Raw genomic sequence first — 26,028 nt, forward strand, 5'->3', positions numbered from 1 at the left:
AGAACCCATGTCAGGGGAATACGATGTCGCCGTCGTCGGCGGCGGATTGCTCGGCTCTGCCATTGCCTGGGGCCTCGGCCGGCTCGGCAAGCGCGTGGCCGTGCTCGACGAAGGCGACATTACCAAGCGCGCCTCGCGCGCGAACTTTGCGCTGGTCTGGGTGCAGAGCAAGGGGCTCGGCATGCCCGCCTATACGATCTGGACCGTGCAGGCGTCGCAGGCGTGGGGCCGGCTTGCCTCCGAGCTGAAGCAGCAGACTGGCCTCGACGTCAGCCTCCAGCAGAACGGCGGCTTCCATCTCACGCTCGGCGATGACGAATTCGGCCAGCGCACCGAACTCGTCAAGCGCATGCACAATCAGACTGGTGCTGCCGATTACAGGATGGAGATGCTGTCTGCGTCCGAGGTGAAGAAGTCGCTGCCGCTGATCGGGCCGGAAGTCTCCGGCGGCAGCTTTTGTCCGCTCGACGGCCACGTCAATTCGCTGCGCACGTTCCGCGCCTTCCACACCGGCTTCAGGGCGTTCGGCATCGACTATCTTCCGGAGCGCCCGGTCTCGGCGATCAGCAAGAGTGGCGGCGAGTTTCGCCTGGCCACGCCGAAGGGCGAGCTGCGCGCCGCCAAAATCGTGCTCACCGCCGGCAATGCCAACCAGACGCTGGCGCCGATGGTCGGTCTCTACGCGCCGATGGGCCCGACCCGCGGCCAGATCGTGGTGACCGAACGCACCATGCCGTTCCTGCCGCATCCGCTGACCACGATCCGCCAGACCGACGAGGGTACGGTGATGATCGGCGACAGCAAGGAGGACGAGCTGGACGATCGCACACTGAAGCCTTCGATCAGCGGCGTGATGGCCGATCGCGCCCAGCGCATGTTCCCGCATCTGTCGCGGCTCAACGTGGTCAGGAGCTGGGCCGGCATCCGCGTCATGCCGCAGGACGGCTTTCCGATCTATGACCAATCGGAGACGCATCCCGGCGCCTTCGTCGCCTGCTGCCATTCCGGCGTGACCCTGGCTTCCAACCACGCTTTCGAGATCGCGCGCATGGTTGCGCAAGGCGCGCTCGAGCCCGAGCTGGTCGGCGCGTTCTCCGCCAGCCGTTTTGGCGACGCGGGCGCGGCGAACAACAGCGGCTATTAGAAATATCAAGGAGCCAAGAGGCATCCCATGTTTAAGCGATCCGAACAGGACAAGCGACCGCAGGTACAGATCTTCGTCGACGGCGTTGCGGTCGCGGCGCGCCAGGGTGACACCGTTTCCGCCGCGCTGCTGGCATCCGATCAGGACGCACGCCGTTCCACCGCGGTGAGCGGCGCGCCGCGTCTTCCCTATTGCATGATGGGCGTGTGTTTCGACTGCCTCCTCACCATCGACGGCGTCGGCAATCGCCAGGGCTGCCTCGTACCTGTTGCCGAGGGCATGCAGGTCGAGATTCAGAAGGGCAAGCGGGAGATCGGAAGATGACTGTGGCTCCCAAGCGCGAAGATTATGATGTCGTGGTGATTGGCGCCGGGCCTGCCGGCCTCGCTGCCGCCGCGACCTCCGCTGAAGCCGGCCTGTCGACGCTTCTGCTCGACGAGAACATCGGCCCCGGCGGCCAGGTGTTCCGCGCTATCGCCTCTACACCGGTGACTGACCGCAACCAGCTTGGCGCCGACTATTGGGTCGGTGCCGATCTCGTGCAGGCGCTGCGTGCGAGCAATGCCGAGGTCATCCACCGCGCCACGGTCTGGAGCCTCGACCGCAATCTCGACATCGCCGTTTCGATCGGCGGCGCATCCGCTTTCGTCAAGGCGAAGCGTGTGATCCTTGCGACCGGCGCGCTGGAGCGGCCGTTCCCGATTCCCGGCTGGACCCTGCCGGGCGTGATGACCGCGGGCGCGGCGCAGACCATGCTGAAATCCTCGGCGCTGGTGCCTGACGGACGCACGGTGATCGCGGGGCAGGGGCCGCTGCTCTGGCTGCTCGCCGCGCAGATCCTGCGTCTCGGCGGCCGCATCGATCGCATCCTCGACACCACCGTACGCGGCAATTATTTCGCCGCCCTTCCTCACGCCTTCGCTTTCCTGACCTCGCCCTATTTCGCCAAGGGCCTGTCGATGATGCGCGAGGTGAAGGCCAAGGTGCAGGTCGTCTCCGGCGTCACGGAGCTTGCGGCGGCCGGCGACGGTCAGCTCGCCAGCGTGAGCTATGTCGCCGGAGGCAAGCGCGAGACGATTCCCACCGACCTGTTGCTGCTGCATCAGGGCGTCGTACCCAACGTCAATCTGGCGATGGCGGCCGGAGTCGAGCATCGTTGGGACGATCTGCAATTGTGCTGGTCGCCTGTGCTGGACGCGAGCGGCAATTCGTCGGTCGCCGGCATCGCGATCGCCGGCGACGGCGCCGGCATTGGCGGTGCCAATGCCGCCGTGGTGCGTGGGCGCATCGCGGCCCGCGCGGCTGTGGATGTGTTGGCGCCGTCAGCTGCAACGAAGCTCGCATCGACGGCAACGCTCCGTGCCGATCTTGCCAAGGCCGAGCGTGGCCGCGTCTTCCTCGACACGCTGTTTCGCCCGGCGCCGCAGTTCCGTATTCCCGCGGGCGATACCATCGTCTGCCGCTGCGAAGAGGTCACCGCGAAGGACGTTCTGGATTCCGTCGCGATCGGCGCGACCGGGCCCAACCAGCTCAAGGCCTATCGCCGCACCGGCATGGGCCCGTGCCAGGGCCGTCTCTGCGGTCTCACCGTGACCGAGCTGATGGCGCAGGCGCGTGGTAAGTCTCCGCAGGAGATCGGCTATTACCGGCTGCGCGCGCCCGTGAAGCCGATCACGCTCGCCGAGCTTGCCGCCGTCCCGAAGAGCGAGGCCGACGTCAAGGCGGTGGTGCGCGGATGACCCGAAACGTGGATGCGATCGTCGTCGGCGGCGGCATCCACGGATGCTCGACCGCGCTGCATCTGTGCCTCGCCGGCCTGAAGCCGGTGCTGATCGAGAAGGACTATGCCGGTCGCCACGCTTCCGGCGTCAATGCCGGCGGCGTCCGCCAGCTCGCACGGCACATCCCCGAAATCCCGCTCTCGATCCGCTCGATGGGAATCTGGGAAAAGATTTCAGATCTTCTCGATGACGATTGCAGCTTCGAAAGCTACGGCCAAGTGCTGGTCGCGGAGAACGAGGAGGAGCTCGCCGTCTGCCGCGCGCGCGTCGACGAGCTCAATGCGCTCGGATTCACCCATGAAGAGTTGATCGACGGGACGGAACTACGGCGTCTCGTGCCGGCGGTCGCCGACTCCTGCCCAGGCGGCGTGGTCTCGCGCCGTGACGGCGCGGCCAATCCGGCGCAGACGACGACGGCGTTCCGGCGCAAGGCCGCACAGCTTGGCGCGACCGTGCGCGAGGGCGTCGCCGCCTCCAACATCCGCTACAGCGACGGCCTCTGGTATGTCGACGTCGGCACTGAGACCTTCGCCGCGCCGGTGCTCGTCAATGCCGCTGGCGCCTGGGCCGGCAAGATCGCGGCTGCGCTCGGCGAACCCGTTCCGGTCGAGACGGTCGCGCCGATGCTGATGATCACCTCGCGCGTGCCGCACTTCATCGATCCCGTCGTGATCCTGCGTGGGCGAAAACTGTCCTTCAAGCAGTTCAAGAACGGCACGGTGCTGATCGGCGGCGGCCATCTGGCAACGCCGTACCAGGACCGCAACGAGACGGTGCTGGACTGGAAGAGCCTTGCGACCAGCGCGCAGACCGTGTTCGAGCTGTTTCCGGTGATGCGCAGCGCGACCATCGTCCGCGCCTGGGCCGGCATCGAGGCCAAGATGAAGGACGATATCCCGGTGTTCGGGCCGAGCAGCCGCCACAAGGGCCTCTATCACCAGTTCGGCTTCTCGCTGCACGGCTTCCAGCTCGGACCGGGCGCTGGCGCCGTCATGGCGGAGCTGATCGTCAACGGCGGCACGCAAACCCGAATCGGCGGTCTCGGCATCGACCGCTTCCATCCTTCCACGCTCTCACAATGAGGACATCATGAGCATCACCCGCAGCATCCGCACGCCCATTCAGCACCGCGCCGTCGAAGCCAACGGCTTCGTCTTCATCGGCGGCACCATCGCCGACGACACCTCGGGCTCGATGGGCGATCAGACCCGCAACATTCTCGGCAAGATCGCCGGCTATCTGAAGGAGGCCGGCACCGACAAGTCGCGCGTCGTCAGCGCCTCGATCTTCGTCACGGACCTCTCCAAGAAGAAAGAGATGGACCCGGTCTGGACCGAGTTCTTCGGCGACAATCTGCCGACCCGCGCCACCGTCGGCGTCGCCGATCTCGGCGGCGCGCTGATCGAGGTGGTAGTCACCGCGCTCAAGGGCTGATCAGGCCAGCCGAAGAGGGACGTCAGCGCTCGACGCGCTGTCGTCTCCCAGCCGCCTTGATCTCGCCCCTCGATGGAACTACTTAGAGAGTCCATCAATCAGGATATTCGCAGCCATGGATTTTACCCCGACCGCAAAGCTCATCCGCCTTGCCCACGGGGAATTCCATGCCTGCTTCAATCATCCTGTCGAACCTGTCGCTGTCCACGCCTGACGGCCGTTCTCTTCTCTCCAACATCGACCTGACATTCGCGGCTGAGCGGATTGGTCTCGTCGGCCGCAACGGCGTCGGGAAGACGACCCTGCTTGCGTCGATCCTGGGGGAGCATGTTCCCCAGTCCGGGCGCGTTCTGGTCAACGGCACCATCGGCCTGCTGCGCCAGGGCGTGCAGGTCCAGGCCGGCGCGACCGTGGCCGATCTGTTCGGCGTGCGGCCGGCGCTTGAGCTGCTTCGCCGCGCCGAGCGGGGCGATGCCTCTGCCGACGACATCGCCACGATCGACTGGACGCTCGAAGCGCGACTGTCGGCCGCCCTTGCGCGACTCGGGTTCGATCCTTCTCCAGATACTGAATTGTCCTGCCTGTCCGGCGGCCAGATCACGCGGGTTCGTCTCGCCGCGCTGGTGTTCGCCGGGCCCGATTTCCTGCTGCTGGACGAGCCCACCAACAATCTCGACCGGGACGGACGCCAGGCCATGACCGATCTCCTCGCCGCTTGGCGCGGCGGCGCGATCGTCGTCAGCCACGACCGGGGCCTGCTTGAAACCATGAATGCGATCGTCGAGCTGACATCGCTCGGGGCAACGCGATACGGCGGCAATTGGACCGCTTACCGCGAGCAGAAGGCCGTCGAGCTCGCGGCCGTCAGGTACGGCCTCGCGCATGCGGAGAAACGTCTGTCCGAAATCGACGGCAAGGCGCAGGAGGTCGCGGAGAAGAAAGCGCGCAAGGACAGTGGCGGCCGGAAGAAGCGCGCCAAGGGCGACATGCCGCGCATCCTCGCCGGTGCGCGCAAGGATCGCAGCGAGGACAGCGGCGGCAAGGCCGCGCAAAGCGCTGAACGGCGGCGTGCGGAAGCGCTCGAGGCCGTCGATACGGCGCGCCGGCGTATCGAGATTCTCCAGCCGCTGTCGGTCAAGCTGCCTGCGACTGGCCTGCCGGCGGGCAGGGAGGTGCTTTGGCTCGACGGGGTCAGCGCCGGCTATCAACCGGACCGCCCGGTCTTGTGCGATCTGTCGCTCACGATCGTCGGGCCGGAGCGCGTCGCGCTGGTCGGGCCCAACGGCTCAGGCAAGACGACGCTGCTGAAACTCATCGCGGGCGAACTGCGACCTCTTTCGGGCACCGTGCGGGTCAGGCCGGACTTCGTGCTGTTCGACCAGAAGGTCAGCCTGCTCGATCCCTCGATCTCGATCCTGGAGAATTTCGGGCGTCTCAATCCGAAGGCGGGCGCGAACGAATGCCATGCGGCACTGGCGCGCTTCATGTTTCGCGCCGATGCGGCCTTGCAAGACGTCGGAAACCTGAGCGGCGGGCAGATGTTTCGCGCCGGGCTCGCTTGCGTGCTGGGCGGCTCAGCGCCGCCATCCCTGCTGATCCTGGACGAGCCGACCAATCATCTCGACATCGAGTCCATCGAAGCCGTCGAAGCAGGCCTGAGGGCCTATGACGGCGCGCTTCTCGTCGTCAGTCATGACGAGGCGTTCCTGCAGGCGATCGGGATCACGCGACGGATCGATCTCGTCGTCCCGGCGCGGCAGGTAAATGGCGGGATCAGCTGATCCCGCCTCGCGGTCCGGTTATGGCAGTGATTTTCAAAAACCCGACGCCCTGCCCCCAGCGCGTCGGGTGGAATGAATGAGTATCAATCAGTGATCCCAACGCTGCTGTTGTGACTCCTGCCGCAGCAATTTTCTACTCCGGGAAACTACCGCGTCGAAGCGCGCGTGGCGTTAAGTGCTCCCGCCCGGTTCGAGCGCCTCGCCGATCTCCAGCGGATGCGCCATGGTCTGGTGCAGCGCGTCGCGGTCGAGCTCGCCTTCGGAGATGCTGATGACGACGCAGGCTACACCATTGCCGATCAGATTGGTCAGCGCGCGGCACTCGCTCATGAACTTGTCGATGCCGACCAGGATCGCGATCGACTGGATCGGGATATCGGGCACGATCGACAGCGTCGCGGCGAGCGTGATGAACCCGGCGCCGGTCACGCCCGATGCGCCCTTCGAGGTGATCATGGCGATGCCGAGAATCCCGAGCTCCTGCCAGATGGTCAGATGGGTGTTGGTTGCCTGCGCCAAAAACAGCGTCGCCAGCGTCATGTAGATGTTGGTGCCGTCGAGGTTGAAGCTGTAGCCGGTCGGGATCACGAGCCCGACCACAGAGCGCGAGGCGCCTAGATGCTCCATCTTCTGGATCATCTGCGGTAACACCGTCTCCGACGACGAGGTGCCGAGCACGATCAGCAACTCGTCCTTGATATAGGCGATGAAACGCAGGATCGAGAAGCCGGCGAGCCGCGCGATCGCGCCCAGCACGATCAGCACGAACAGCATGCTGGTCAGATAGAACGTGCCGATCAGGGCAGCGAGGTTGAGCAGCGAGCCGAGGCCGTAGGCGCCGACGGTGAAGGCCATTGCACCGAACGCGCCGATCGGCGCCACGCGCACGATGATGCGGATGATGCCGAAGAACATCTTTGCGGCCTTGTCGATCGCCTCCGCAATGGGCTCGCCGGCCTTGCCGAGGAAGGCGATGGAGAAGCCCGACAGGATCGAGATCAAGAGCACCTGGAGCAGGTCGCCACGCGCGATCGCGCCAAGATAGCTGTCGGGAATGATCGCCATCAGATGGGCGACGATGCCCTCTTCCTTGGCCTTGGTGACGTAGGTCGCGACCGACTTCGGATCGATCGTGGCCGGGTCGATGTTGAAACCGTGCCCGGGCTGGAGAATCTCGCCGACCAGCAGGCCGACCGCGAGCGCGACGGTCGAGACCGTCTCGAAATAGATCAGCGACTTCAGCCCGACCCGGCCGACGCGCTTGAGATCGCCCATCGAGGAGATGCCGTGCACCACGGTGCAGAAGATCACCGGCGCGATCATCATCTTGATCAGCGAGATGAAGCCGTCGCCGAGCGGCTTCAGCTCCTTGCCGAGATCGGGATAGAAATAGCCGATGAGCACGCCGAGCACGATCGCGATCAGCACCTGGACGTAGAGGATCTTGTACCAGGGCTGGTGCCGGCGGCGAATGGCTGGCTGGATCGCGACTTGTGTCATAGACTGAGCCCCGGAACGCATTGATCTTGCTTGACTTGCATCATGTGATGGCCGCCGCAGAAGCGACAATCACATTTTTGTCGGATCGCACGAAGATCGATCGCTGCACCGCAATTGGGGGGAACATGTCGACTGCAACAGGCTCCGGCGAGCAGACACAGGGCTATTTTCCTCGTTGGACACTCAAGACCTCGGGCGTGATCATGCCGGAGGAACGGCTGTCATGGGGCCAGACCGTCGTCTCCGGTCTCCAGCATTGCATCGCAATGTCGGGCTCGACGATCATCGCGCCGCTGCTGATGGGGTTCGATCCCAATGTTGCGGTGCTGTTCTCCGGCATCGGCACGCTGATCTTCTTCGTCATCGTTGCGGGGCGCGTGCCGAGCTATCTCGGTTCGAGCTTCGCATTCATCGCCGTCGTCATCGCCGCCACCGGCTATGCTGGGCAGGGGCCGAACCCGAACCTGTCGGTTGCGCTCGGCGGCATCGTCGGTGCCGGCGTGCTGTACGGCCTGATTTCGCTGATCGTGATGTGGTCCGGTGTGGGCTGGATCGAAAGGCTACTGCCGCCCGCCGTCACCGGCGCCGTGGTCGCCGCGATCGGCCTCAATCTCGCGCCCGTCGCGGTCAAGGCGGTGAGCGCCGGCGCGTTCGATACCTGGATCGGGCTCGCGACCGTCCTGATCATCGGCGTGGTTGCCGTTGCAGCTCCAGGCCTGTGGCGGCGCCTGCCGATCATCCTCGGCGCGGTCGGCGGATATCTTCTGTACCTGCTGTTCACGAATGGCCTCGGCTTCGGCAAGCCGATCGACTTCGCGCAACTCTCGGCCGCGCCGTGGCTTGGTCTGCCGAGCTTCACGACGCCGACCTTTCAGGCCGATGCGATTGTCCTGATCGCGCCGGTTGCGGTCATTCTCGTTGCCGAGAACCTCGGTCACATCAAGGCCGTCGGCGCCATGACCGGCCGAAGCCTCGATGCCTATCTCGGCCGCGCTTTGTTCGCAGACAGCCTCGCGACCATCGTGGCGGCTTGCGGCGGTGGCACCGGTGTCACCACCTATGCCGAGAATATCGGCGTCATGGCAGCGACGAAGGTCTATTCGACGCTGCTGTTTGCGTTCGCGGCCGTTGTGTCGATCCTGCTCGGCTTCTCGCCGAAATTCGGCGCGCTGATCCTGTCGATCCCGGGTCCCGTCATCGGTGGCCTCTCGATCGTGCTGTTCGGGTTGATCGCGGCGATGGCTGGCCGGATCTGGGTCGAGAACAAGGTCGACTTCGCCAACCCTGCGAACCTCATCACCGTCGCCGTGGCGCTGACCGCAGGCGCCGGCGACCTCACGCTCAAATTCGGCGCATTCACGATCGGCGGCATCGGCACCGCAACCTTCGGCGCCATCATCCTGTATCAGATCCTGACCTCGCCGCTGGCGCGGCGCGCGGAATGAATCCCAGCGATGCGCTGAAGAGATGGAACAAAATGCCGGTTCCATCCATGATGAGACATTCCGGAGAGAACCCATGCCGCAAACCGATCGCTCGACTTCCTTTCCCTCGCGCCTCGTTGGTCAATACGCGCTGGTGACCGGCGCCTCACAAGGCATCGGCCGTGCCGCTGCCGTCAGGCTCGCCCAGGAAGGCGCGACAGTTGCCATCAATTATTTCGATCATCCTGGAAGGGCCGAGGAGACGCTCGCGCTCGCGCGCACCGCTTCGGGCGATCGCGGTCATGGCAAGCTCGATCACATCATCGTCAAGGCCGATGTCGGCAATGAGCGGGACATCGCCGCGATGTTCGAGACGATTTTGGCGCGCTGGAAGCGCCTCGACTGTCTCGTCAACAATGCCGGCTTCCAGCGGGAATCGCCGAGCGATACGCTCGACGTCGAAACCTATCGCCGCATCATCGACGTCAATCTGAACGGCGCCGTGCTCTGTGCACAGAAGGCGCTGGCGCACTTCGTCGCGCGCGGCGGAGGCGGCAGCATCATCAATTGCTCCAGCGTGCACCAGATCATCCCGAAACCGGGCTATCTCGCTTATTCGGTCAGCAAGGGCGGCATGGCCAATCTGACGCGCACGCTGGCGCTCGAATTCGCCAGCCAGGGCATTCGCGTCAATGCGGTCGGTCCCGGCGCGATCGACACGCCGATCAACGCGGCCTGGACCGGCGATCCGGAGAAGCGCGGCGTCGTCACGAGCCACATCCCCATGGGACGCGTCGGCGCGCCGGAAGAGATCGCCGCCGTGTTCGCCTTCCTCGCCTCCGATGATGCGAGCTACATCACGGGGCAGACCCTCTACGCCTGCGGAGGCCTGACGTTATTCCCCGAATTCCGCGAGAACTGGGCGAGCTAGGACGCGGCACGGCAGTGATCTGGCAAAATCCGCCTGCGCAGACTACATCTGCGCCATGGCAAACGCTCCGCTGGCAGGCTCCCCGCTCCAGGATTTCGTCGGCCGGCACGAACGCCTGTTCGTGCTGACCGGCGCAGGCTGCAGCACCAATTCGGGCATTCCCGACTATCGCGATAGCCACGGCAATTGGAAGCGGACCCAGCCGGTCAACTTCCAGGCCTTCATGTCGGAGGACCATACGCGCCGGCGCTATTGGGCGCGCAGCCTGATCGGCTGGCGGCGGTTCGGCCAGGCCCGTCCGAACGACGCGCACCACGCGCTCGCTCGCCTGGAGGCGGATGGGCGTTGCGGAATGCTGCTGACCCAGAATGTCGACCGGCTGCATCAGTCTGCCGGCCATCGGCAGGTCATCGACCTGCATGGCCGGCTCGATCTCGTCCGCTGCATGGGCTGCGGCCAAAAGACGCCGCGGAGCGAATTCCAGGATACGCTTGGCCGCGCCAATGCGGAATGGCTCAGCCTTGACGCCGCCGATGCGCCCGATGGCGATGCCGATCTGGAGCGCGCCGATTTCTCGTCGTTCAGGGTGCCTCCTTGCGAAGCCTGCGGCGGCATCCTCAAGCCCGACGTCGTGTTCTTCGGCGAGAACGTCCCGCGCGACATCGTTGCCGCCGCGCAGGATCATCTGGCGCAGGCCGACGCCATGCTGATCGTCGGCTCGTCGCTGATGGTCTATTCCGGCTTTCGCTTCGTGCAGTCGGCCGCGCAGCGCAACATTCCGATCGCCGCGGTCAATCTCGGACGCACCCGCGCCGACGATCTCCTGACGCTCAAGGTCGAGGAGCGCTGCGAGGCGGCGCTTGCATTCCTGCTCTGATCGCGCAGGCGGCGAACACGTCTTGCCTATTGCATAGGTGCCAAGCAGAATAGCGGGGTGCGGTGTTGTCCTCGCCGTCCATGGCATGGAAATTGCTGCGCTTTTGACCCCAGTCTTGACGATCAGCACGGAGAATTTGGAATGCTTGAGGGAGCCGAGGTACGGCTTGCCGTCGATATCGGTGGCACGTTCACCGACATCGTGCTGGACGTGGGGTCGGATCGCAAGACGCGCAAGCTGCTGACGACGCCGCAACGGCCAGAGCAGGCGGTGCTGGACGGGATGCGCCTCATTCTCGCGGACGCGCGTGCGCATATCAGCGACATCGACGTCTTCATTCACGGCACCACGCTCGCGACCAATGCCATCATCGAGCGGCGCGGCGCCAGGACCGCACTGATCGCGACGGAGGGCTTCCGCGACGTGCTCGATATCGGCACCGAGAGCCGCTACGACCAGTATGATCTCGGCATCGACAAGCCCAGGCCGCTGGCGCCGCGCAGTCTGCGCTTCACCGTGCCCGAGCGCATCGACGCGCATGGGGCCGTTCGTCTCCCGCTGGATGAAGCGGCAGTGCGAGCGCTCGCGCCAAGATTGCGCGAGCTGAAGGTCGAGAGCGTCGCGATCGCGTTCTTGCACTCCTATGCCAATCCCGAGCATGAGCGGCGCACGGCTGCGATCCTCGGTGAGGAGATGCCCGGAATCTCCGTAACCGTGTCCTCTGCCGTGTGTCCTGAAATCCGCGAGTATGAGCGCACATCGACCGCAGTTGCCAACGCGTATGTGCAGCCCTTGATCGATGGTTACCTCGCGCGCATGTCCGATGCCTTGCAGGTCGAGCAGTATCGCGGCGCGATCTATCTCGTCACCTCCGGCGGCGGCGTGACCTCGATCGAGACGGCGCGGCGTTTTCCGGTGCGTCTCGTTGAATCCGGTCCCGCCGGCGGCGCCATTTTCGCGGCGCAGATCGCGGCACGATTAGGAGAGAGCAAGGTGCTGTCCTTCGACATGGGCGGCACCACCGCAAAGATCTGCCTGATCGAAAAATACCAGCCCGAGACCTCGCGCGTGTTCGAGGTCGATCGCGCGGCCCGTTTCCTCAAGGGCTCCGGCCTGCCGGTGCGCATCCCCGTGATCGAGATGGTCGAGATCGGCGCCGGCGGCGGCTCGATCGCGCATGTCGATGCGATGAAGCGCGTCACCGTCGGCCCCGAAAGCGCCTCGTCGGAGCCGGGGCCCGCCTGCTACGGCCGCGGCGGCCAGCGTCCGGCCGTGACGGATGCGGACGTTGCGCTCGGCATGATCGATCCCGACGCGTTTGCCGGCGGCACGATCAAGCTCGACCTCGAGCTTTCGAAGCAGGCGCTGCTGCGCGATGTCGGCGAGCCGCTCGGCCTGTCGGCGGAGACCGCGGCCTATGCCGTGCACGAAGTCGTTTGCGAGAACATGGCGAGCGCGGCGCGCGTGCATGCGGTCGAGCGCGGCGAGATCGTCGGCCAGCACACGCTGATCGCCTTCGGCGGCGCCGCGCCGCTGCATGCGGCGCGCGTTGCCGAGAAGATCGGCGTCTCCCGCGTGATCGTGCCGTCGAATGCCGGCGTCGGCTCGGCGGTCGGATTCCTCGCCGCGCCCATCGCCTATGAACTGGTGCGCAGCCGCCACGTCCGGCTCGACGATTTCGACACCGAGGCGGTCTCGGACCTGCTGCAGGAGATGGTGACCGAGGCGCGCGCCCTGGTCGAGCCCGGCGCTGCCGGTGCGCCGGTGCGCGAGCGCCGTGCCGCCTTCATGCGCTATGTCGGCCAAGGCCACGAAATCACGGTCGAGCTGCCGAACCGGCGGCTGACGTCGGCCGATCTCGCCGGCCTGCGCCAGAAGTTCGAGGCGGATTATTCCGCGATGTTCGAGCGGCCGATTCCGGGCGCTGCGATCGAGGTATTGAGCTGGTCGGTGCTCGCGACCACCGAGGCGCGCAATCCGCCCACCGTCGCTTCCGTCGCGCGCAAGCCCGCCGGAAAGGCCGTCGGCAGCCGCAAGTTCTTCGACGGCCGCGCGGGCGAAGTGATCGAGATCCCGCTCTATCGCCGCGAGGACATGGCACCCGGCGCGACCATCGCGGGACCCGCGGTCATCGCCGAGGACGAGACCTCCACCTTCGTCTCCACCAGTTTTGACGCCCATATCGACGGTGCCGGCAGCATCGTCATGGAACGGAAGGCAGCCTGATCATGAGCAAGGCAAATGGCGCGAGCCTGATCGACCTTCAGATCATGTGGCACCGGCTGATCGCCGTGGTCGAGGAGCAGGCACAGGTGCTGCTCCGCACCGCCTTCAGCCCGATCGTGCGCGAATGCGGCGACCTCTCGGCCGGCGTGTTCGACCTCAAGGGACGGATGCTGGCGCAGGCGGTGACCGGCACGCCCGGCCACGTCAACTCGATGGCGGAATCGGTCAAGCACTTCATCAACTACTTCCCGCTCGAGACGATGAAGGAGGGCGATGCCTACATCACCAACGATCCCTGGATGGGCACCGGCCATCTCAACGACTTCGTGGTGACCACGCCCTGCTTCAAGGATGGCAAGGTCGTCGCGCTGTTCTCCTGCACCAGCCATCTCATGGACATCGGCGGCATCGGCTTCGGGCCCGATGCCACCGACGTGTTCATGGAGGGGCTCTACATCCCCATGCTGAAGCTGATCGACCAGGGCGTCGTCAACGAGACGCTGATGGCGATGATCCGCACCAACACGCGCCTGCCGATCGACACCGAAGGCGACACCTATTCGCTGGCCGGCTGCAACGACGTCGGCTGCGAGCGGCTGGTCGAGATGATGACCGAGTTCGGCATCGACACGCTCGACGAGCTCGGCGACTACATCTGCGACCGCTCGCGCGAGGCGGTGCTGGCCGAGATCGCAAAGCTGCCGAAGGGCAGCTGGCGCAACACCATGGTCGTCGACGGCTACGACGCGCCGGTCACGCTAGCCGCGACGCTGACGATTTCGGACGAGGGCATTCACGTCGATTTCGACGGCACGTCCGCGGCCTCCAAGTTCGGCATCAACGTGCCCTTGTCCTACACCACGGCCTACACCGTGTTCGGCCTCGGCTGCGTCGTCGCCTCGCAGATCCCGAACAATGCCGGCTCGCTCTCGCCGCTGACGGTGTCGGCGCCGGCGGGCGCAATCCTCAATGCGCCGAAGCCGGCGCCGGTCGCCTCGCGCCACATCATCGGCCAGATGCTGCCCGACGTCGTGTTCGGCTGCCTGCGCCAGATCATTCCCGAGCGCGTGCCGGCGGAAGGCACCTCCTGCCTGTGGAATCTCAATGTGCGCGGCCAGACCCGTTCCGGCGTCGGCGGCAATTATGGGTTCTCGATGGCGGTCACGAGCAACGGCGGCACCGGTGCGCGCTTCGGCAAGGATGGGTTGTCGGCGACCGCTTATCCCAGCGGCGTGCGCGGCACGCCGGTCGAGATCGCGGAGACACAGACGCCGCTGATCTTCTGGCGCAAGGAGCTGCGTCCGGATTCCGGCGGCGCAGGGCGCACCCGCGGTGGCCTTGGCCAGATCATCGAGGTTGGCAGCGGTGTCGACGCGCCGTTCGACATTCTGGCCGCGTTCGACCGCATCGATCATCCGCCGCGCGGCCGCGACGGGGGCCAGAACGGCGAGGCGGGCTATGTCGGTCTGAAGTCCGGAAAGAAGCTGCGCGGCAAGGGCTTTCAGCAGGTGCCGCCGGATGATCGCCTCGTGGTCCTGACGCCCGGCGGTGCCGGCATCGGTGCGCCCACGATGCGCGATCGCGCCGCGGTCAAGGACGACATCGAAAGTGGCCTCGTGTCTTCAGAGAACGCAGTCGAGGTTTATGGGTACGCGCGTTGATGCATCAGCGCGTTTGGTAAACGGAGGGGCTCAAATGATCACGCGACGGAACTTCACCGCGGGCGCAGCGACGCTGCTCGCCGCAGGCGTCTCCACCCGCGCGCGGGCGGCGACGACAAGCTGGGACATGTCGACGGTCTGGCCCGACGGCAACTTCCACACCCAGAACGCGATGGCCTTCGCCGAGGAGGTGAAGAAGCAGACCGGCGGCTCGGTCGCCATCACCGTGAAGGCCGGCGGCCAGCTCGGCTTCAAGGGGCCCGAGCACCTGCGCGCCGTGCGCGACGGCCTCGTGCCGCTCGCCGACGTCCTCAACATCCAGCAGGTCGGCGACGAACCCTTCATGGGCGTCGAGAGCATTCCCTTCCTCTGCAGCTCGATGGACGAGCTCAAGGTGCTGCACAAATATGTGCGGCCCGAATACGAGAAGGTCGCCGCGCGCAACAACCAGAAGATCCTCTATATCGTGCCGTGGCCGACCCAATATCTGCATCTCAAGACCAAGGTCGCCGACGTCGACGGCCTGAAGAACATCAAGATCCGCGTGCCCGACAAGAACGCCGTCGACATGCTGGCCGTTGTCGGCATGGCACCGGTGATGATCCCGTGGGGCGAGACGATTCCCGCCCTGGCGTCGGGCGCCGTCTCGGGCGTCTCCACCTCGGCGGTGTCGGGCGTCGACGGCAAGTTCTGGGAGTTCCTGAAATACATCTACCCGACCAACCATGTCTGGTCGTCGCAGATGCTCACCGTCAATCTCGACTCCTGGAAAGCACTTCCGGCTGATCAGCAGAAGCTCGTCACGGACATCGCAGCGAAGATGGAGCCGGGCTTCTGGGCGAATTCGCTCAAGGCCGACGTCGACAGCCTCAACCGCCTCAAGGAAGGCGGCATGGAGGTGGTGCCGGTCTCGGACGCGATGATGACGGACATCCGCGGCAAGACCGCGCCGCAGCTCGACGCCTTCCTCAAGCGCGTGCCGGCGGCCGACAAGCCGGTGCGGGCCTATCTCGCCGAAATGAAGCGCTGAGGACGCGGCTGTGACAAGCGTCCTTCCCGCGGCTCCGCAAAGTCTCAACGCAGCGGCGCCGGCGCCGCTGCGCATCCTGCTCGACGGCATCGACCGTCTCGGCCGGCTCGACGGCTGGATCGGCGGCGGCTGCCTGCTGACGCTGACACTGTTGATGTTGTGCGAGGTCGCAACCCGCTTCCTCTCGAACTTCCTGCCGTTCTTTCCGCCGACCATCTCGATCGCCTGGGAATATTCTTCGTATCTGATGGCGGCGTCCTTCACCTTCGGCGCCGCCATGACCCTGCGCGTCGGCGGCCACATCCGTGTCGTGCTGCTGCTGAAGAACGTGCCAGCGCCGATGCAGCGCGCGCTCGAAATCCTCTCGGCGGCGGGGGGCTTCGCCTTCATGGCGTTCCTGACCTCGGCGATGGCGAAGTTCGCTTTCGGCGCCTATGTGCGCGGCCAGGTCTCGACCTCGAGCGATACGCCGCTGTGGTTTCCGGAAGCCGTCGTCACCTTCGGCATGCTGCTGCTCACGCTCCAGTTCCTGGCGCGCGCGATCCAGGCCGTGCTCGGACTGCCGCTGGAGGATCACCGCATGAAGGCCTCGCCCGTCGAATGATCGCCTTGCCCCCCATCGGATTCAAGATCGCATGACCATCGAAGTCGTCGCCCTGTTCGCGATCCTGTTTGCGCTGCTGGCGTGCGGCGTCTGGATCGGCCTCACCCTCGCGCTGACAGCCACATTGCTGCTCGCGATGTTCCGCTCGATCCCGCTCGACAAGCTGCTCCCGCAATACGCCTGGAACATCCTGACCACGCAGGAGCTGCTGGCGCTGCCGCTCTTCATCCTGATGGGCGAGCTGTTGTTTCGTACCCGGCTGTCGCGCTCGCTGTTCCAGGGGCTGGCGCCCTGGGCCGGGCTTCTGCCAGGCCGCCTGCTGCATGTGAACGTGATCGGCTGCACCATCTTCGCGGCGATCTCGGGCTCGTCGGCCGCGACCACGCAGGTGATCGGTCGCATGTCGCTGAACGAGCTGCTGCGCCGCGGCTATTCCCGCGACGTCGCGATCGGCTCGCTCGCCGGTGCCGGCACGCTCGGCTTCCTGATCCCGCCGTCCAACATCATGATCATCTACGGCGTGCTCGGCGATGTTTCCATTCTCAAGCTCTTCACGGCCGGCGTGCTGCCCGGACTGCTCTTGGCCGCCACCTTCATGGGCTGGGTCATGCTGCACACGACGCTCAAGCCCGCGATGGTGCCGGAGACGGAAGCCAAACTCTCGCAGGTGCCCTGGGGCGAGCGCTTTGCTGCGCTGAAGGATCTCGCGCCGGCGCTGTTCCTGATCGCCTGCGTGCTTGGCTCGATGTATGGCGGGCTTGCGACGCCGTCGGAAGCCGCGGCCGTCGGCGTGCTCGGCGCCGGGCTGGTTGCCTGGGCGCAGGGCTCGATGTCGCAGCAGGTGATGCGCGACGTGCTGATCGGATCGGTCGTGACCTGCTCGATGATCGCGCTGATCGTGCTCGGCGCCTCGATCCTCGGCAATGCGGCGGCGTTCCTCGGCATCCCGCAGGCTGTCGCCGCCTTCGTCAAGGGGCTCGGCCTGTCGCCGTTCATGCTGATCGTGGTGCTGATCATCTTCTATCTCATCCTCGGCTGCTTCCTCGATGGCTTCTCGATGATCGTGATGACGCTGCCGATCGTGCTGCCGATCGTGAAGGGCGCCGGCTTCGACGAGATCTGGTTCGGCATCTTCCTCGTGCTCGCGGTCGAGATGGCGCAGATCACGCCGCCCGTCGGCTTCAACCTGTTCGTCATCCAGGGCCTGACCGATGACGGCCTCGGCTACATCGCGCGCGTCACGATGCCGTATTTGATGATCATGGTCGGCTTCGTGCTGCTGCTGACGCTCTGGCCCGGCATCGTCACGATCCTGCCGCGGGTGCTGTACGGGTAACCGCGGCTTCGCTTCGCGATTTCCCGGCAGAGATCAAACGGTCAGCGCCGCTGTCGTTTCAATTCGCCTTGCGCGTCAAATTCGCCCGCCGCGCGCATTCCCTCCTTGCACTCCTCGTGATCCGTCGTACGCTGTGACGGCGAGCAGAAGTGCAACAGCAATCACTCCAGTGAACGTAGCTCCTTTGGCGACATGCGCCGAGAGAGGAGGATACCTGTTGGCAGCTCAGGTCCGACGGAGGACGATCGACGCGTACTGAACTGCAAACACCCCTCGCAACGGCGCTTACGAGACGCAATCAACAAACACAAAAGCGGGAGGAAGTGCATATGAGGAAGCAGTGGCTCAGCTCAGGCTTGCCTGTTCTCGCCGTTGCGACACTTGCAGTGTCGGCGGTGTTGGCTCAAGCCGTGGACACGGCCCGGATCGAGGCCGCCGGTCAGAACGATTGGCTCACCTATCACGGTTCCTACAAATCCCATCACTACAGCCCGCTCGCGCAGATCAATGCGAACAATGTCGGCAATCTGGGCGTCGCCTGGATGCACATTCCAGGGCGATCGACGCGCGGCCTGCAGTCAATGCCGCTCGCGGCCGACGGCGTGCTCTATTACTCGGGTTCCTACAGCCGGGTCTTTGCACTGAACGGTGCGACGGGCGAAGTCATCTGGTCGTTCTTTCCGGAGCTGGATGAGGTGCTCATCAGCCGGCAGACGCACTCTCCCTACAACCGCGGCGTAGCGCTGGGTGAAGGCAAGGTCTTCGTCGGCACGATGGATGGTCGCCTCTTCGGGCTCGATGCGAAGACGGGAAAGGTGCTCTGGGAGACCAGGCTGATCGACTCGCAGAAGCTCACGGTCGGCTTCACCGGCGCGCCGCTTTACGCGAAGGGGAGCGTGATCATCGGCTCGCAAGGCGGCGAATGGCCGGGTCGAGGCCCGATCTTCGCCGTCGATGCCACCACCGGAAAGAAGAAGTGGGAGTTCCTGACGGTCGCAGGCACCGACGATGCCATGAAAACCTGGGGCAACGATTCCTGGCGCACCGGCGGGGGCGGCGGCTGGATGCCGGGGACCTACGATTCCGAGACCAACACCATCCTGTGGGGCACCGCGAACCCGGCGCCGCTCTATGATTGGTCGGGCGCGGATTACAAGACGCAAGGCGCGCGCCCCGGCGACAACCTCTATACGAGTTCGGTGATCGGTCTCGACATCGAGACCGGCAAGCTGAAGTTCTACCATCAGGAGCTGCCGCACGACGCCTGGGACTTCGACAGCGCCGTCGGCGAGTTCGTGATGCTCGAGCGTGACGGCCAGAAATACGTGGTTCATCCGAACAAGGGCGGCTTCGTCTTCGTCTACGACCGCAATCTCGGCGTGAAGAACGTCTGGCGGCTGGTCGAGAACATCAACTTCGTCAAGGATATCGATCCCAAGACCGGCGCGCTGATCGGCCGTCGCGATTTCTCTGCAGGGAAAGTCACTGAACCACCGCTGTGTCCGTTCATCGGCGGCGGCGTCAGTTGGAACTCCGGCTCGTACAGCCCGAAGACCGGTCTCTACTACAAGATCGGCCAGGAATGGTGCATGACGCTGGATGTCCAGAAGACGACGCCGGTCACCGCGCCGCAAGTCCAGCTCAACATCGGGGCCGACTTCAAGATGGCGCCGCCTCCGGGCGGCGAGATCTATGGACACCTCGACGCGCGCGATCCCATAACGGGCGCGAAGAAATGGGAGGTTCGCTATCCCGAGCCGCCGCTTGGGAGCGTGCTGTCGACCGCGGGCAATCTCGTTTTCGTACCCGACTCCCGCGGCGTCCTTCACGCCTACGATGCCGAGACCGGCGCCGAGCTCTGGAAGCACAACAATGGCACCGGCCACCAGGGCGGCATCGTCAGCTACTCCGCCGGCGGCAAGCAGTATATCGCCGTCGCCGCAGGCTTTGGCGGGATGCTGGCGGACGAATATGCGCCAAACTTCGGTGGCGTCTACAAGAGCATGCCGCGTGACGACGGCGCGCTCGTCGTCTTCAGCCTGAAATAGTCTGCGGCACACCTCGACCGGGGTCGGGCGCAAGCTCGCGCCCCGGCCGATCGAAGCGGCCGCGCGTGATTCAGGATGGAGCGGACGTAGTGAGATTGCATCTGAGAATGATTCCGGCGGGGCTGGGCGCCTCGCTGCTATGCGCCGCGATGGCTCAAGCTCAATCCGCCACGCCCGCGCCCGACAATGCGACGCTCGAGGTCGAGCAGGTGTTCGCGGGGACCTGCGGCTTCTGTCACTCCGACGGTGGCCGCGCGCCGGGCAAGGGGCCGCAACTGATGAACTCGCCGCGCGACGACGACTTTATCCGCAGCCGCATCAAGCACGGCAAGCAAGGGGCCATGCCGGCATTCGACGGCGCCTTCACCGACGCCCAGATCGAGCAGATCGTCAAATACATCCGCGCCTTGAAACCGCGCGAGGGCTGAATCGCCAAGACGAACCGCCAAGGCCCGATCCATCCAAAAGAGAACGCGGAATGAAGGCCTTTGTCCCGCTCATCGTCGTTGCCGCCATCGGTCTGTCGGGACCGGCGCCGGCGCGTACCCTGGAGGCGATCCGCTCGAGTGGCGTGATCGGGCTGTGCGCACATCCCAACTCGCTTCCCTTTGCGCGCAAGGCCGGCGATCCGCCCGGCTTTCAGGTCGAGCTGGGTCAGGTGCTGGCACGCGAGCTCGGTGTCGCGCTGAGGCTCGACTGGATCATCACGCAGTATCAGATGCGCAGCGCCGGCTGCGACATCGTTCTGGACGTCATCGCCGACCGCGAAGCGCAAGGCGAAACCCGCCTGCGGATCTCGAAACCGTACTATCGCACGGGCGTCGCGCTCGCGGTGCCGTCGTCCAGCACGCTGACCTCGTTCAGGAGCCTCAACGAGGCGACCCGGGTGGGCGTACAGGTTGGATCGGTCGCGGCCATGATCATCGGTCAACGGCGCGTGCCGACATCGACCTTCGGCTTCGAGAGCGACAGCCTCGATGCCGTGTCGAACCATGAGATCGATGCCGCCGCGGTCACCCCCACGGCGGCGAGCTATTTCAATCTGACGCATCCCGACAAGGCGCTCCGGATCCTGGATCGCGACGAGAGCGTGGCTGATCTCAACTGGAATGTCGCCGTCGGCATGATCCGCCCGGATGATGCGTTGCGCGACGCCATCGACGCGGCGGTGGAACGGCTGCGCAGCGACGGCACGATCGACCGGATCTACGGTCGCTATGGGATCGTGCTGCAAGCGCCGAGATAGTCGAATTGCAGGCAACGACGACGCCGTCCCGGACGCGCCGGGACGACGTCTTGTTTCCGACGCGTCTTCGCTCGGAAACGCGTCTAGGCCGCCGCCTTCTTCCGCGCGAGCTCGGCTTTGTACAGCTCGAACTCCTCCGCGATCGCCTTCGCGACTGACGACCGTTGGCGCAGGCGCTCGTAATAGGCCTTCACGTTCGGCCATTTCGCAAGCTCGATCGGCGGCGTCGCCATGGTCCAGTTGATGACGGTGACGAGATAGGCATCGGCCACGCTGAAATGGTCGAGCAGGAAGTCGCGCCCCTTCAGATAGTTGTCGAGATAGTCGAGCCGCGACAGGTTCTTCTCCAGCGCATAGGCCTTGGTCTCCTGCGGCGCCTTGCGGTCGAGCAGGGGGATGAAGAGGCCCTTGTGCAGCTCGGTGCCGATGAAGCACAGCCATTGGTGCAGCCGCGTGCGGTCGATGCCTTGCGCCGCGCCGAGGCCGGATTGCGGGAAGCGGTCGGCGACGTATTGCAGGATCGCTGCATTCTCCGTCAGCACCACGCCCTCGTCGGTACGCAGCGTCGGCACCAGGCCGATCGGGTTGACGGCGCGGAAGTCGGAGCCGTCGTTCAGCACGGTCTTGGTCGGCGGATCGACTTCGAGATAATTCGCCTCGGCGCCCGCTTCATACAGCGCGACGCGGGTCGCCATCGAACAGGCGAGCGGCGAGAAATAAAGATCCATCTTGGGCCTCCTTGGGCAATTCTCTTGAGGTTTCGCTCAATCTGGCCAGATTGATTTTTGTACTGTCTTGCATAATATAAGGTCGGTCAAGGATTATTTTGCGAAATGGTACAAAAATCAAAGCCGCCAGCTGCTGCCAATGAACCGAAGCGCCGGGGCCGTCCGCGCGCCTATGAGCCCGATGTCGCGCTCGGCAAGGCGCTCGACCTGTTCCGCAGGCAGGGCTTTGCCGCGACCTCGCTCGACGATTTGAGCGAGGCGACCGGCATGAACCGGCCGAGTCTCTACGGCGCCTTCGGCGACAAGCGCGAACTCTACATCAAGAGCTATCAGCGCTACCGCGAGGAAGCGCGCGCATCGATGGTGGAGATCTTTCGCCAGGAGATGCCGGTGCGCCAGCGGCTGGAGCGCATCTTCGCCTCCGCGCTCAACATCTATCTCTCCGGCGAGACCGGCCCGCGCGGCTGCTTCACGGTGGTGACCGCGGCATCCGAGGCGGTGAGCGATCCCGAGATCCGCGCCATGGTGCTCGACGGCCTCACCGAGCTCGACAAGGCATTTGCCAGCTGCTTCCGCCGCGCCAGGGAGAACGGCGAACTGCCCGAGAGCGCCGATCCCACCGTGCTGGCGCAGCTCGCCTCCGCCACCGTCCACACCATCGCCATCCGCTCGCGCACCCGCGTCCCGCGCAAGGAACTCGAGGCGATCGTGAAGGGCGCGATTGATGTGATGGTGGGGGCCAAGAACTAAAGCTGTCGTCCTGGACAAGCGCAGCTCCCGACAACGCGTAGCGTCGTCTGGAGCGGAGCGCAGATCCAGGACCCATAGCCACCGAATGTCGTTTGGCGAAGATTCGTGGTTGCCGGCTTAGCGCCGCAACTTCTCCCTGGGCTAATGGGTCCTGGCTCCCGTGCGCAATTGCGCACTAGGCTAGGACGACACCGAGGATTTGGCGCTATCTCGCGCCCCGCTTACGCCGCGCGGATCTGCGCCAGGAAACGGTCCACCTCGTCCCGCAGCCGTTGCGACTGCTTCGACAGCTCGATCGCCGAACCCAGCACTTCCTCGGCCGCCGTTCCTGTCGCAGCGATGCCGTCGGTGACGCCCGCGATGTTCTGCGAGACTTCGCCGGTGCGGGCGGCGGCCTGCTGAACGTTCTGCGCGATCTCCTGCGTTGCCGTGCCCTGCTGGCCGACGGCGGCGGCGATCGCGGCGGAGATTTCGTCGACTTGCTGGATCGTCGCGCAAATCGACTGGATGCCGTCCACCGCGCCGGATGTCTCGCCCTGCACGGCCGTGACCTGCGCGCCGATTTCTTCCGTCGCTTTCGCGGTCTGGGTTGCCAGCGCCTTCACTTCTGACGCCACCACGGCAAAGCCGCGGCCGGCTTCGCCCGCGCGCGCCGCTTCGATGGTCGCGTTGAGGGCGAGCAGGTTGGTTTGTCCGGCGATGCCGTTGATGAAGGAGACGACGTCGCCGATCTTTTGCGCGGCATCGGCCAGGCTCTGCACGCGTGCGTTCGACTGCCGTCCGTCGCTCGCGGCTTTGCCGACCACCTCGGTGGCGTGCGCAAGGCGACGGCCGATCTCGGTCATCGACGAGGACAGTTCTTCCGCGGCGGCCGCGACCGTCTGCACGTTCTCCGAGGCCAGCGCCGAGGCCGACGACACCGTGCGGGTCTGCTCGCGCGATTTCGCGACGATGGCCGACATCGAGCGCGCCGTATGCTCCATCTCGACCGCGGCCGCGGACACCGTGGTGACGACGTCGCGGATGCTGGCTTCGAAATTGTCGGCGAGCGCGGCGAAGGCGCGACGCTTCTCCGCCTCGGACTGCGCCTTGGCCTCGAGCTGATCGGCCTGGAGCTTGCCAAAGTTCACCGCATTGTCGCGGAATACGGCGACCGCCTTCACCATCGCGCCGACTTCGTCGTTCGCCCTGCTGGTGGGCACTTCAACGTCGAGCCGCCCGTCAGCGAGCTCGCGCATGACATTCGTGATCGACAGGATCGGCCGCGAGATGCTGCGGGCGATGAGATAGCCGACGATCCCGGCCAGCACGAGCCCGAGCGCCGCAATTCCGATCGCGAGCATCCAGGCGCGGTCGGCAGAAGCCTCGTAATCGGCATTGTCCATCACCAGCTCGACCGCGCCGAGCGGCTTGCCGGAAAAATCCTTGATCGGTCCGAGCAGTGCGGCGACCGGCGTGGAGTCGAGCTTGGCCTGCCGCACCGTGACATCGCCGCCGGTGGCGCGGCCGTAATCAACAGCGTCGAAGAAGCTCTTGCCCTTCAGCGTACCGCCGAACAGCTTGAAGCCCGAGCCGTCCGCGAGATGGAAGGCAACATCGACATGGCGGTTGGCCTTGAAGTCGTCGAGGAAGGACTGGCCGAAAGTCAGGCCGAATTCCACCGAGCCGAGATGCTTATCCCCCTGCGCGATTGGCACCACGCCGCGAATCCCGAGCCCGGCCACGCCGCCTTCGAGCCCGACCACGACCTTGCGGTCCTGGTTGGCGACGACGACGGTCTTGCGGAAGCCGGAGAGGTCGTCGCCGAACTTCGCCGGCTGATGCACGCGCAGGAATGACGTCGCGGGCGGCGTATGGAACTGAAACTGCTCGACGCCATATTCCGATTTGGTGGCGGCAAAGACCGGCCCGAACAGGCCCACCAAGGCATTGCGGTCCTGCTTCGCCATCGCGTCCTGCGTCGCCGGCATCGCGGCCACCACCGTGCTCATGGCGGCGGCACGGCGGGACTCTTCGGCGATCCGCGACAGCAGCGCATCGTAATGGCTGCGCAGCTCGCGCTGGTCGGCGCGGTCGATGATCCCCGCAATGATCCACATCGCGCCGAGCACGGCAAACAGCGCGGTCGCCGCCGCCGTCACCGCCAGCGCAACCGTGATCCGCATCCTGAGGCCGAGGCTCGCCCGCATGTCCGACTCGTTCTTTGAGCGTTGGTTAAGAACGCCTATCAAATTCCCGCTAAGAGAGGGTGAACGGGGCGGGGGAGCGGGGTGGTTGTAGGAGAGGTGCGAGTGAAACGGTGGGCGCGTGCCAAAAACTCCGATGTCGTCCTGGCGAAAGCCAGGACCCATAACCACCGGACGCAGTTTGGCGAAGACTCGTGGTTGCCACCTCGCACCACGACTGCTCCCTGGGTAATGGGTCCTGGCTTTCGCCAGGACGACACCGGGGATGGAGCGCCTCAGTACCCCCGCGCACGATCCACCACATTCTCCAGCGCGCCGCCGGCCTCGAACCGCGCGATCTGCTCGGCGACATAGGCCGAGATCGCATCCGCGTCGGTGTCGGCGGCATTGTGCGGGGTCAGCAGCACCTTCGGGTGGGTCCAGAAGCGGCTGTCGGCTGGCTGCGGTTCCTGCACGAAGACGTCGAGCGAGACGGCGCCCAGCGTGCCGTCGTCGAGGCAGGCCAGGATGTCCGCCTCGTTCTGAAGGCCGCCGCGGCCGGCATTGATCAGCACGGGCGCGCCGAACGGACCCTTGCGGTTGAGCTTGGTGAAGACGTCGCGGTTGAGGATGCCGTTCGTGTCAGGCGTCAGCGGCAGCAGTGAGACGAGGATGTCGGTCGCGCGCAGGAACGCATCCATCCCGGCGGCGCCGTGGAAGCATTCGATGCCTTCGATGCTGCGCGGGCTGCGGCTCCAGCCGACCACGCGGAAACCGAGCCGGCGCAGCACCTCGGCCGCGTCGGCCCCGAGCGTGCCCAGTCCCATGATTCCGACGGTGACGGCGCTCGCCGGCCACTGATATTTCGGCTCCCAGCGTTTTGCGCGCTGCGAGTCGCGCAGGTAAAGCTCCTGGCGGTGGTGCATCAGCACGTGCTGCACGACGTACTCGGTCATGCGGCCGGTCAGGTCGGGCACCGCCACGCGGACCAGCGGCACGCCGGGCAGGCTCTTGTCCGCCATCAGCGCGTCGACACCCGCGCCCAGATTGAAGATCGCACGCAGATTGGGGAATGCGCCGAGGTCGCCCGGCACCGGCTTCCACACCGCGGCGTAGTGGACCTCGGCCGGATCGATCCCGGAATCCGGCAGCAGCACCACGCGGCGGCCGCCGCAGACAGCGTCGAACCGTGCCTTCCAGCGCTCGGGCAGCCAGTTCTGCTGGGTGCTGTTGATCAGGACGGCCAGTATGCCCGCGGTCATTCGAAGTGCCTCATAAGGTTCCGTTTTTGGTGCCCCTCCTTGGCACGATCTGCCGGATTTTTCTTGCAAAATCTTTCCGCAGCCCTGTCGGGGCGGGGCA

The 26,028-nt window shown here is 65.4% G+C and carries 22 protein-coding genes; 18 read left to right on the forward strand and 4 right to left on the reverse strand.

Annotated features, from left to right (window positions below):
* Positions 1 to 7 precede the first annotated feature (7 nt).
* From RAD15_RS14075 to RAD15_RS14100, 6 genes are all read left to right on the forward strand, one after another.
* Complete coding sequence (locus RAD15_RS14075; RefSeq protein ID WP_458178330.1) at positions 8 to 1,144, forward strand: NAD(P)/FAD-dependent oxidoreductase; 1,137 nt, start codon at positions 8 to 10, stop codon at positions 1,142 to 1,144.
* Between the two features lie 27 nt (positions 1,145 to 1,171).
* Positions 1,172 to 1,468, forward strand: coding sequence for a (2Fe-2S)-binding protein (locus RAD15_RS14080; RefSeq protein ID WP_458178332.1), 297 nt, complete (start codon positions 1,172 to 1,174; stop codon positions 1,466 to 1,468).
* Positions 1,465 to 2,883 (forward strand): FAD-dependent oxidoreductase, encoded by a 1,419-nt coding sequence (locus RAD15_RS14085; RefSeq protein WP_458178334.1) that lies wholly within the window; start codon positions 1,465 to 1,467, stop codon positions 2,881 to 2,883. The genes RAD15_RS14080 and RAD15_RS14085 overlap by 4 nt, the downstream gene beginning before the upstream one ends.
* Positions 2,880 to 4,007: an NAD(P)/FAD-dependent oxidoreductase gene (locus RAD15_RS14090; RefSeq protein ID WP_458178336.1), complete on the forward strand. Its 1,128-nt coding sequence runs from the start codon at positions 2,880 to 2,882 to the stop codon at positions 4,005 to 4,007. The genes RAD15_RS14085 and RAD15_RS14090 overlap by 4 nt, the downstream gene beginning before the upstream one ends.
* Positions 4,008 to 4,014: 7 nt before the next feature.
* A complete protein-coding gene (locus tag RAD15_RS14095; RefSeq protein ID WP_458178338.1) occupies positions 4,015 to 4,359 on the forward strand; it encodes a RidA family protein in 345 nt (114 codons plus the stop codon).
* Between the two features lie 167 nt (positions 4,360 to 4,526).
* Positions 4,527 to 6,140, forward strand: coding sequence for an ABC-F family ATP-binding cassette domain-containing protein (locus RAD15_RS14100; protein WP_458178340.1), 1,614 nt, complete (start codon positions 4,527 to 4,529; stop codon positions 6,138 to 6,140).
* Positions 6,141 to 6,311: 171 nt separating this feature from the next.
* Here the strand turns inward: RAD15_RS14100 and RAD15_RS14105 are convergent, their stop codons facing one another.
* The gene (locus tag RAD15_RS14105) at positions 6,312 to 7,640 is read right to left on the reverse strand and encodes a dicarboxylate/amino acid:cation symporter (protein WP_458178342.1); all 1,329 of its coding nucleotides are present in this window, start codon (positions 7,638 to 7,640) and stop codon (positions 6,312 to 6,314) included.
* A gap of 125 nt (positions 7,641 to 7,765) precedes the next feature.
* Here RAD15_RS14105 and RAD15_RS14110 point away from each other — a divergent pair, with 125 nt between their 5' ends.
* The 11 genes from RAD15_RS14110 to RAD15_RS14160 all read left to right on the forward strand — a co-directional run bounded on the left by RAD15_RS14110 (position 7,766) and on the right by RAD15_RS14160 (position 21,023).
* The gene (locus RAD15_RS14110) at positions 7,766 to 9,085 is read left to right on the forward strand and encodes a solute carrier family 23 protein (RefSeq protein WP_458178344.1); all 1,320 of its coding nucleotides are present in this window, start codon (positions 7,766 to 7,768) and stop codon (positions 9,083 to 9,085) included.
* 73 nt (positions 9,086 to 9,158) lie between these two features.
* A complete protein-coding gene (locus RAD15_RS14115; RefSeq protein WP_458178346.1) occupies positions 9,159 to 9,995 on the forward strand; it encodes an SDR family oxidoreductase in 837 nt (278 codons plus the stop codon).
* Between the two features lie 55 nt (positions 9,996 to 10,050).
* A complete protein-coding gene (locus tag RAD15_RS14120; protein WP_458178348.1) occupies positions 10,051 to 10,872 on the forward strand; it encodes an NAD-dependent protein deacetylase in 822 nt (273 codons plus the stop codon).
* Between the two features lie 141 nt (positions 10,873 to 11,013).
* On the forward strand, positions 11,014 to 13,098 hold the full coding sequence (locus RAD15_RS14125; RefSeq protein WP_458178350.1) for a hydantoinase/oxoprolinase family protein: 2,085 nt from the start codon (positions 11,014 to 11,016) through the stop codon (positions 13,096 to 13,098).
* Positions 13,099 to 13,100: 2 nt separating this feature from the next.
* Positions 13,101 to 14,759 carry a hydantoinase B/oxoprolinase family protein gene (locus tag RAD15_RS14130; RefSeq protein WP_458178352.1) on the forward strand — a complete coding sequence of 553 codons (1,659 nt, stop codon included), beginning with the start codon at positions 13,101 to 13,103 and terminating at the stop codon, positions 14,757 to 14,759.
* A gap of 34 nt (positions 14,760 to 14,793) precedes the next feature.
* Positions 14,794 to 15,789 carry a TRAP transporter substrate-binding protein gene (locus RAD15_RS14135; protein ID WP_458178354.1) on the forward strand — a complete coding sequence of 332 codons (996 nt, stop codon included), beginning with the start codon at positions 14,794 to 14,796 and terminating at the stop codon, positions 15,787 to 15,789.
* Between the two features lie 10 nt (positions 15,790 to 15,799).
* Positions 15,800 to 16,393 (forward strand): TRAP transporter small permease subunit, encoded by a 594-nt coding sequence (locus RAD15_RS14140; protein WP_458178356.1) that lies wholly within the window; start codon positions 15,800 to 15,802, stop codon positions 16,391 to 16,393.
* Between the two features lie 31 nt (positions 16,394 to 16,424).
* The gene (locus RAD15_RS14145; protein ID WP_458178358.1) at positions 16,425 to 17,729 is read left to right on the forward strand and encodes a TRAP transporter large permease; all 1,305 of its coding nucleotides are present in this window, start codon (positions 16,425 to 16,427) and stop codon (positions 17,727 to 17,729) included.
* Positions 17,730 to 18,058: 329 nt separating this feature from the next.
* Positions 18,059 to 19,777 carry an outer membrane protein assembly factor BamB family protein gene (locus RAD15_RS14150; RefSeq protein ID WP_458178360.1) on the forward strand — a complete coding sequence of 573 codons (1,719 nt, stop codon included), beginning with the start codon at positions 18,059 to 18,061 and terminating at the stop codon, positions 19,775 to 19,777.
* 89 nt (positions 19,778 to 19,866) lie between these two features.
* Complete coding sequence (locus tag RAD15_RS14155) at positions 19,867 to 20,205, forward strand: c-type cytochrome (protein ID WP_458178362.1); 339 nt, start codon at positions 19,867 to 19,869, stop codon at positions 20,203 to 20,205.
* A 50-nt stretch (positions 20,206 to 20,255) separates the two neighbouring features.
* Positions 20,256 to 21,023 (forward strand): substrate-binding periplasmic protein, encoded by a 768-nt coding sequence (locus tag RAD15_RS14160; RefSeq protein WP_458178364.1) that lies wholly within the window; start codon positions 20,256 to 20,258, stop codon positions 21,021 to 21,023.
* A gap of 83 nt (positions 21,024 to 21,106) precedes the next feature.
* On the opposite strand, the gene RAD15_RS14165 is transcribed toward RAD15_RS14160, so the two are convergent.
* On the reverse strand, positions 21,107 to 21,751 hold the full coding sequence (locus RAD15_RS14165; RefSeq protein ID WP_458178366.1) for a glutathione binding-like protein: 645 nt from the start codon (positions 21,749 to 21,751) through the stop codon (positions 21,107 to 21,109).
* Between the two features lie 105 nt (positions 21,752 to 21,856).
* Here RAD15_RS14165 and RAD15_RS14170 point away from each other — a divergent pair, with 105 nt between their 5' ends.
* The gene (locus RAD15_RS14170) at positions 21,857 to 22,501 is read left to right on the forward strand and encodes a TetR/AcrR family transcriptional regulator (protein ID WP_458178368.1); all 645 of its coding nucleotides are present in this window, start codon (positions 21,857 to 21,859) and stop codon (positions 22,499 to 22,501) included.
* Between the two features lie 221 nt (positions 22,502 to 22,722).
* Here RAD15_RS14170 and RAD15_RS14175 read toward each other — a convergent pair whose 3' ends face one another.
* Entirely contained in the window at positions 22,723 to 24,690 is a 1,968-nt protein-coding gene (locus RAD15_RS14175) for a cache domain-containing protein (protein ID WP_458178370.1), read from the reverse strand.
* Between the two features lie 272 nt (positions 24,691 to 24,962).
* A complete protein-coding gene (locus RAD15_RS14180; RefSeq protein WP_458178372.1) occupies positions 24,963 to 25,928 on the reverse strand; it encodes a 2-hydroxyacid dehydrogenase in 966 nt (321 codons plus the stop codon).
* Positions 25,929 to 26,028 lie beyond the last annotated feature (100 nt).

The sequence above is a fragment of the Bradyrhizobium sp. 14AA genome (genome assembly GCF_054185205.1).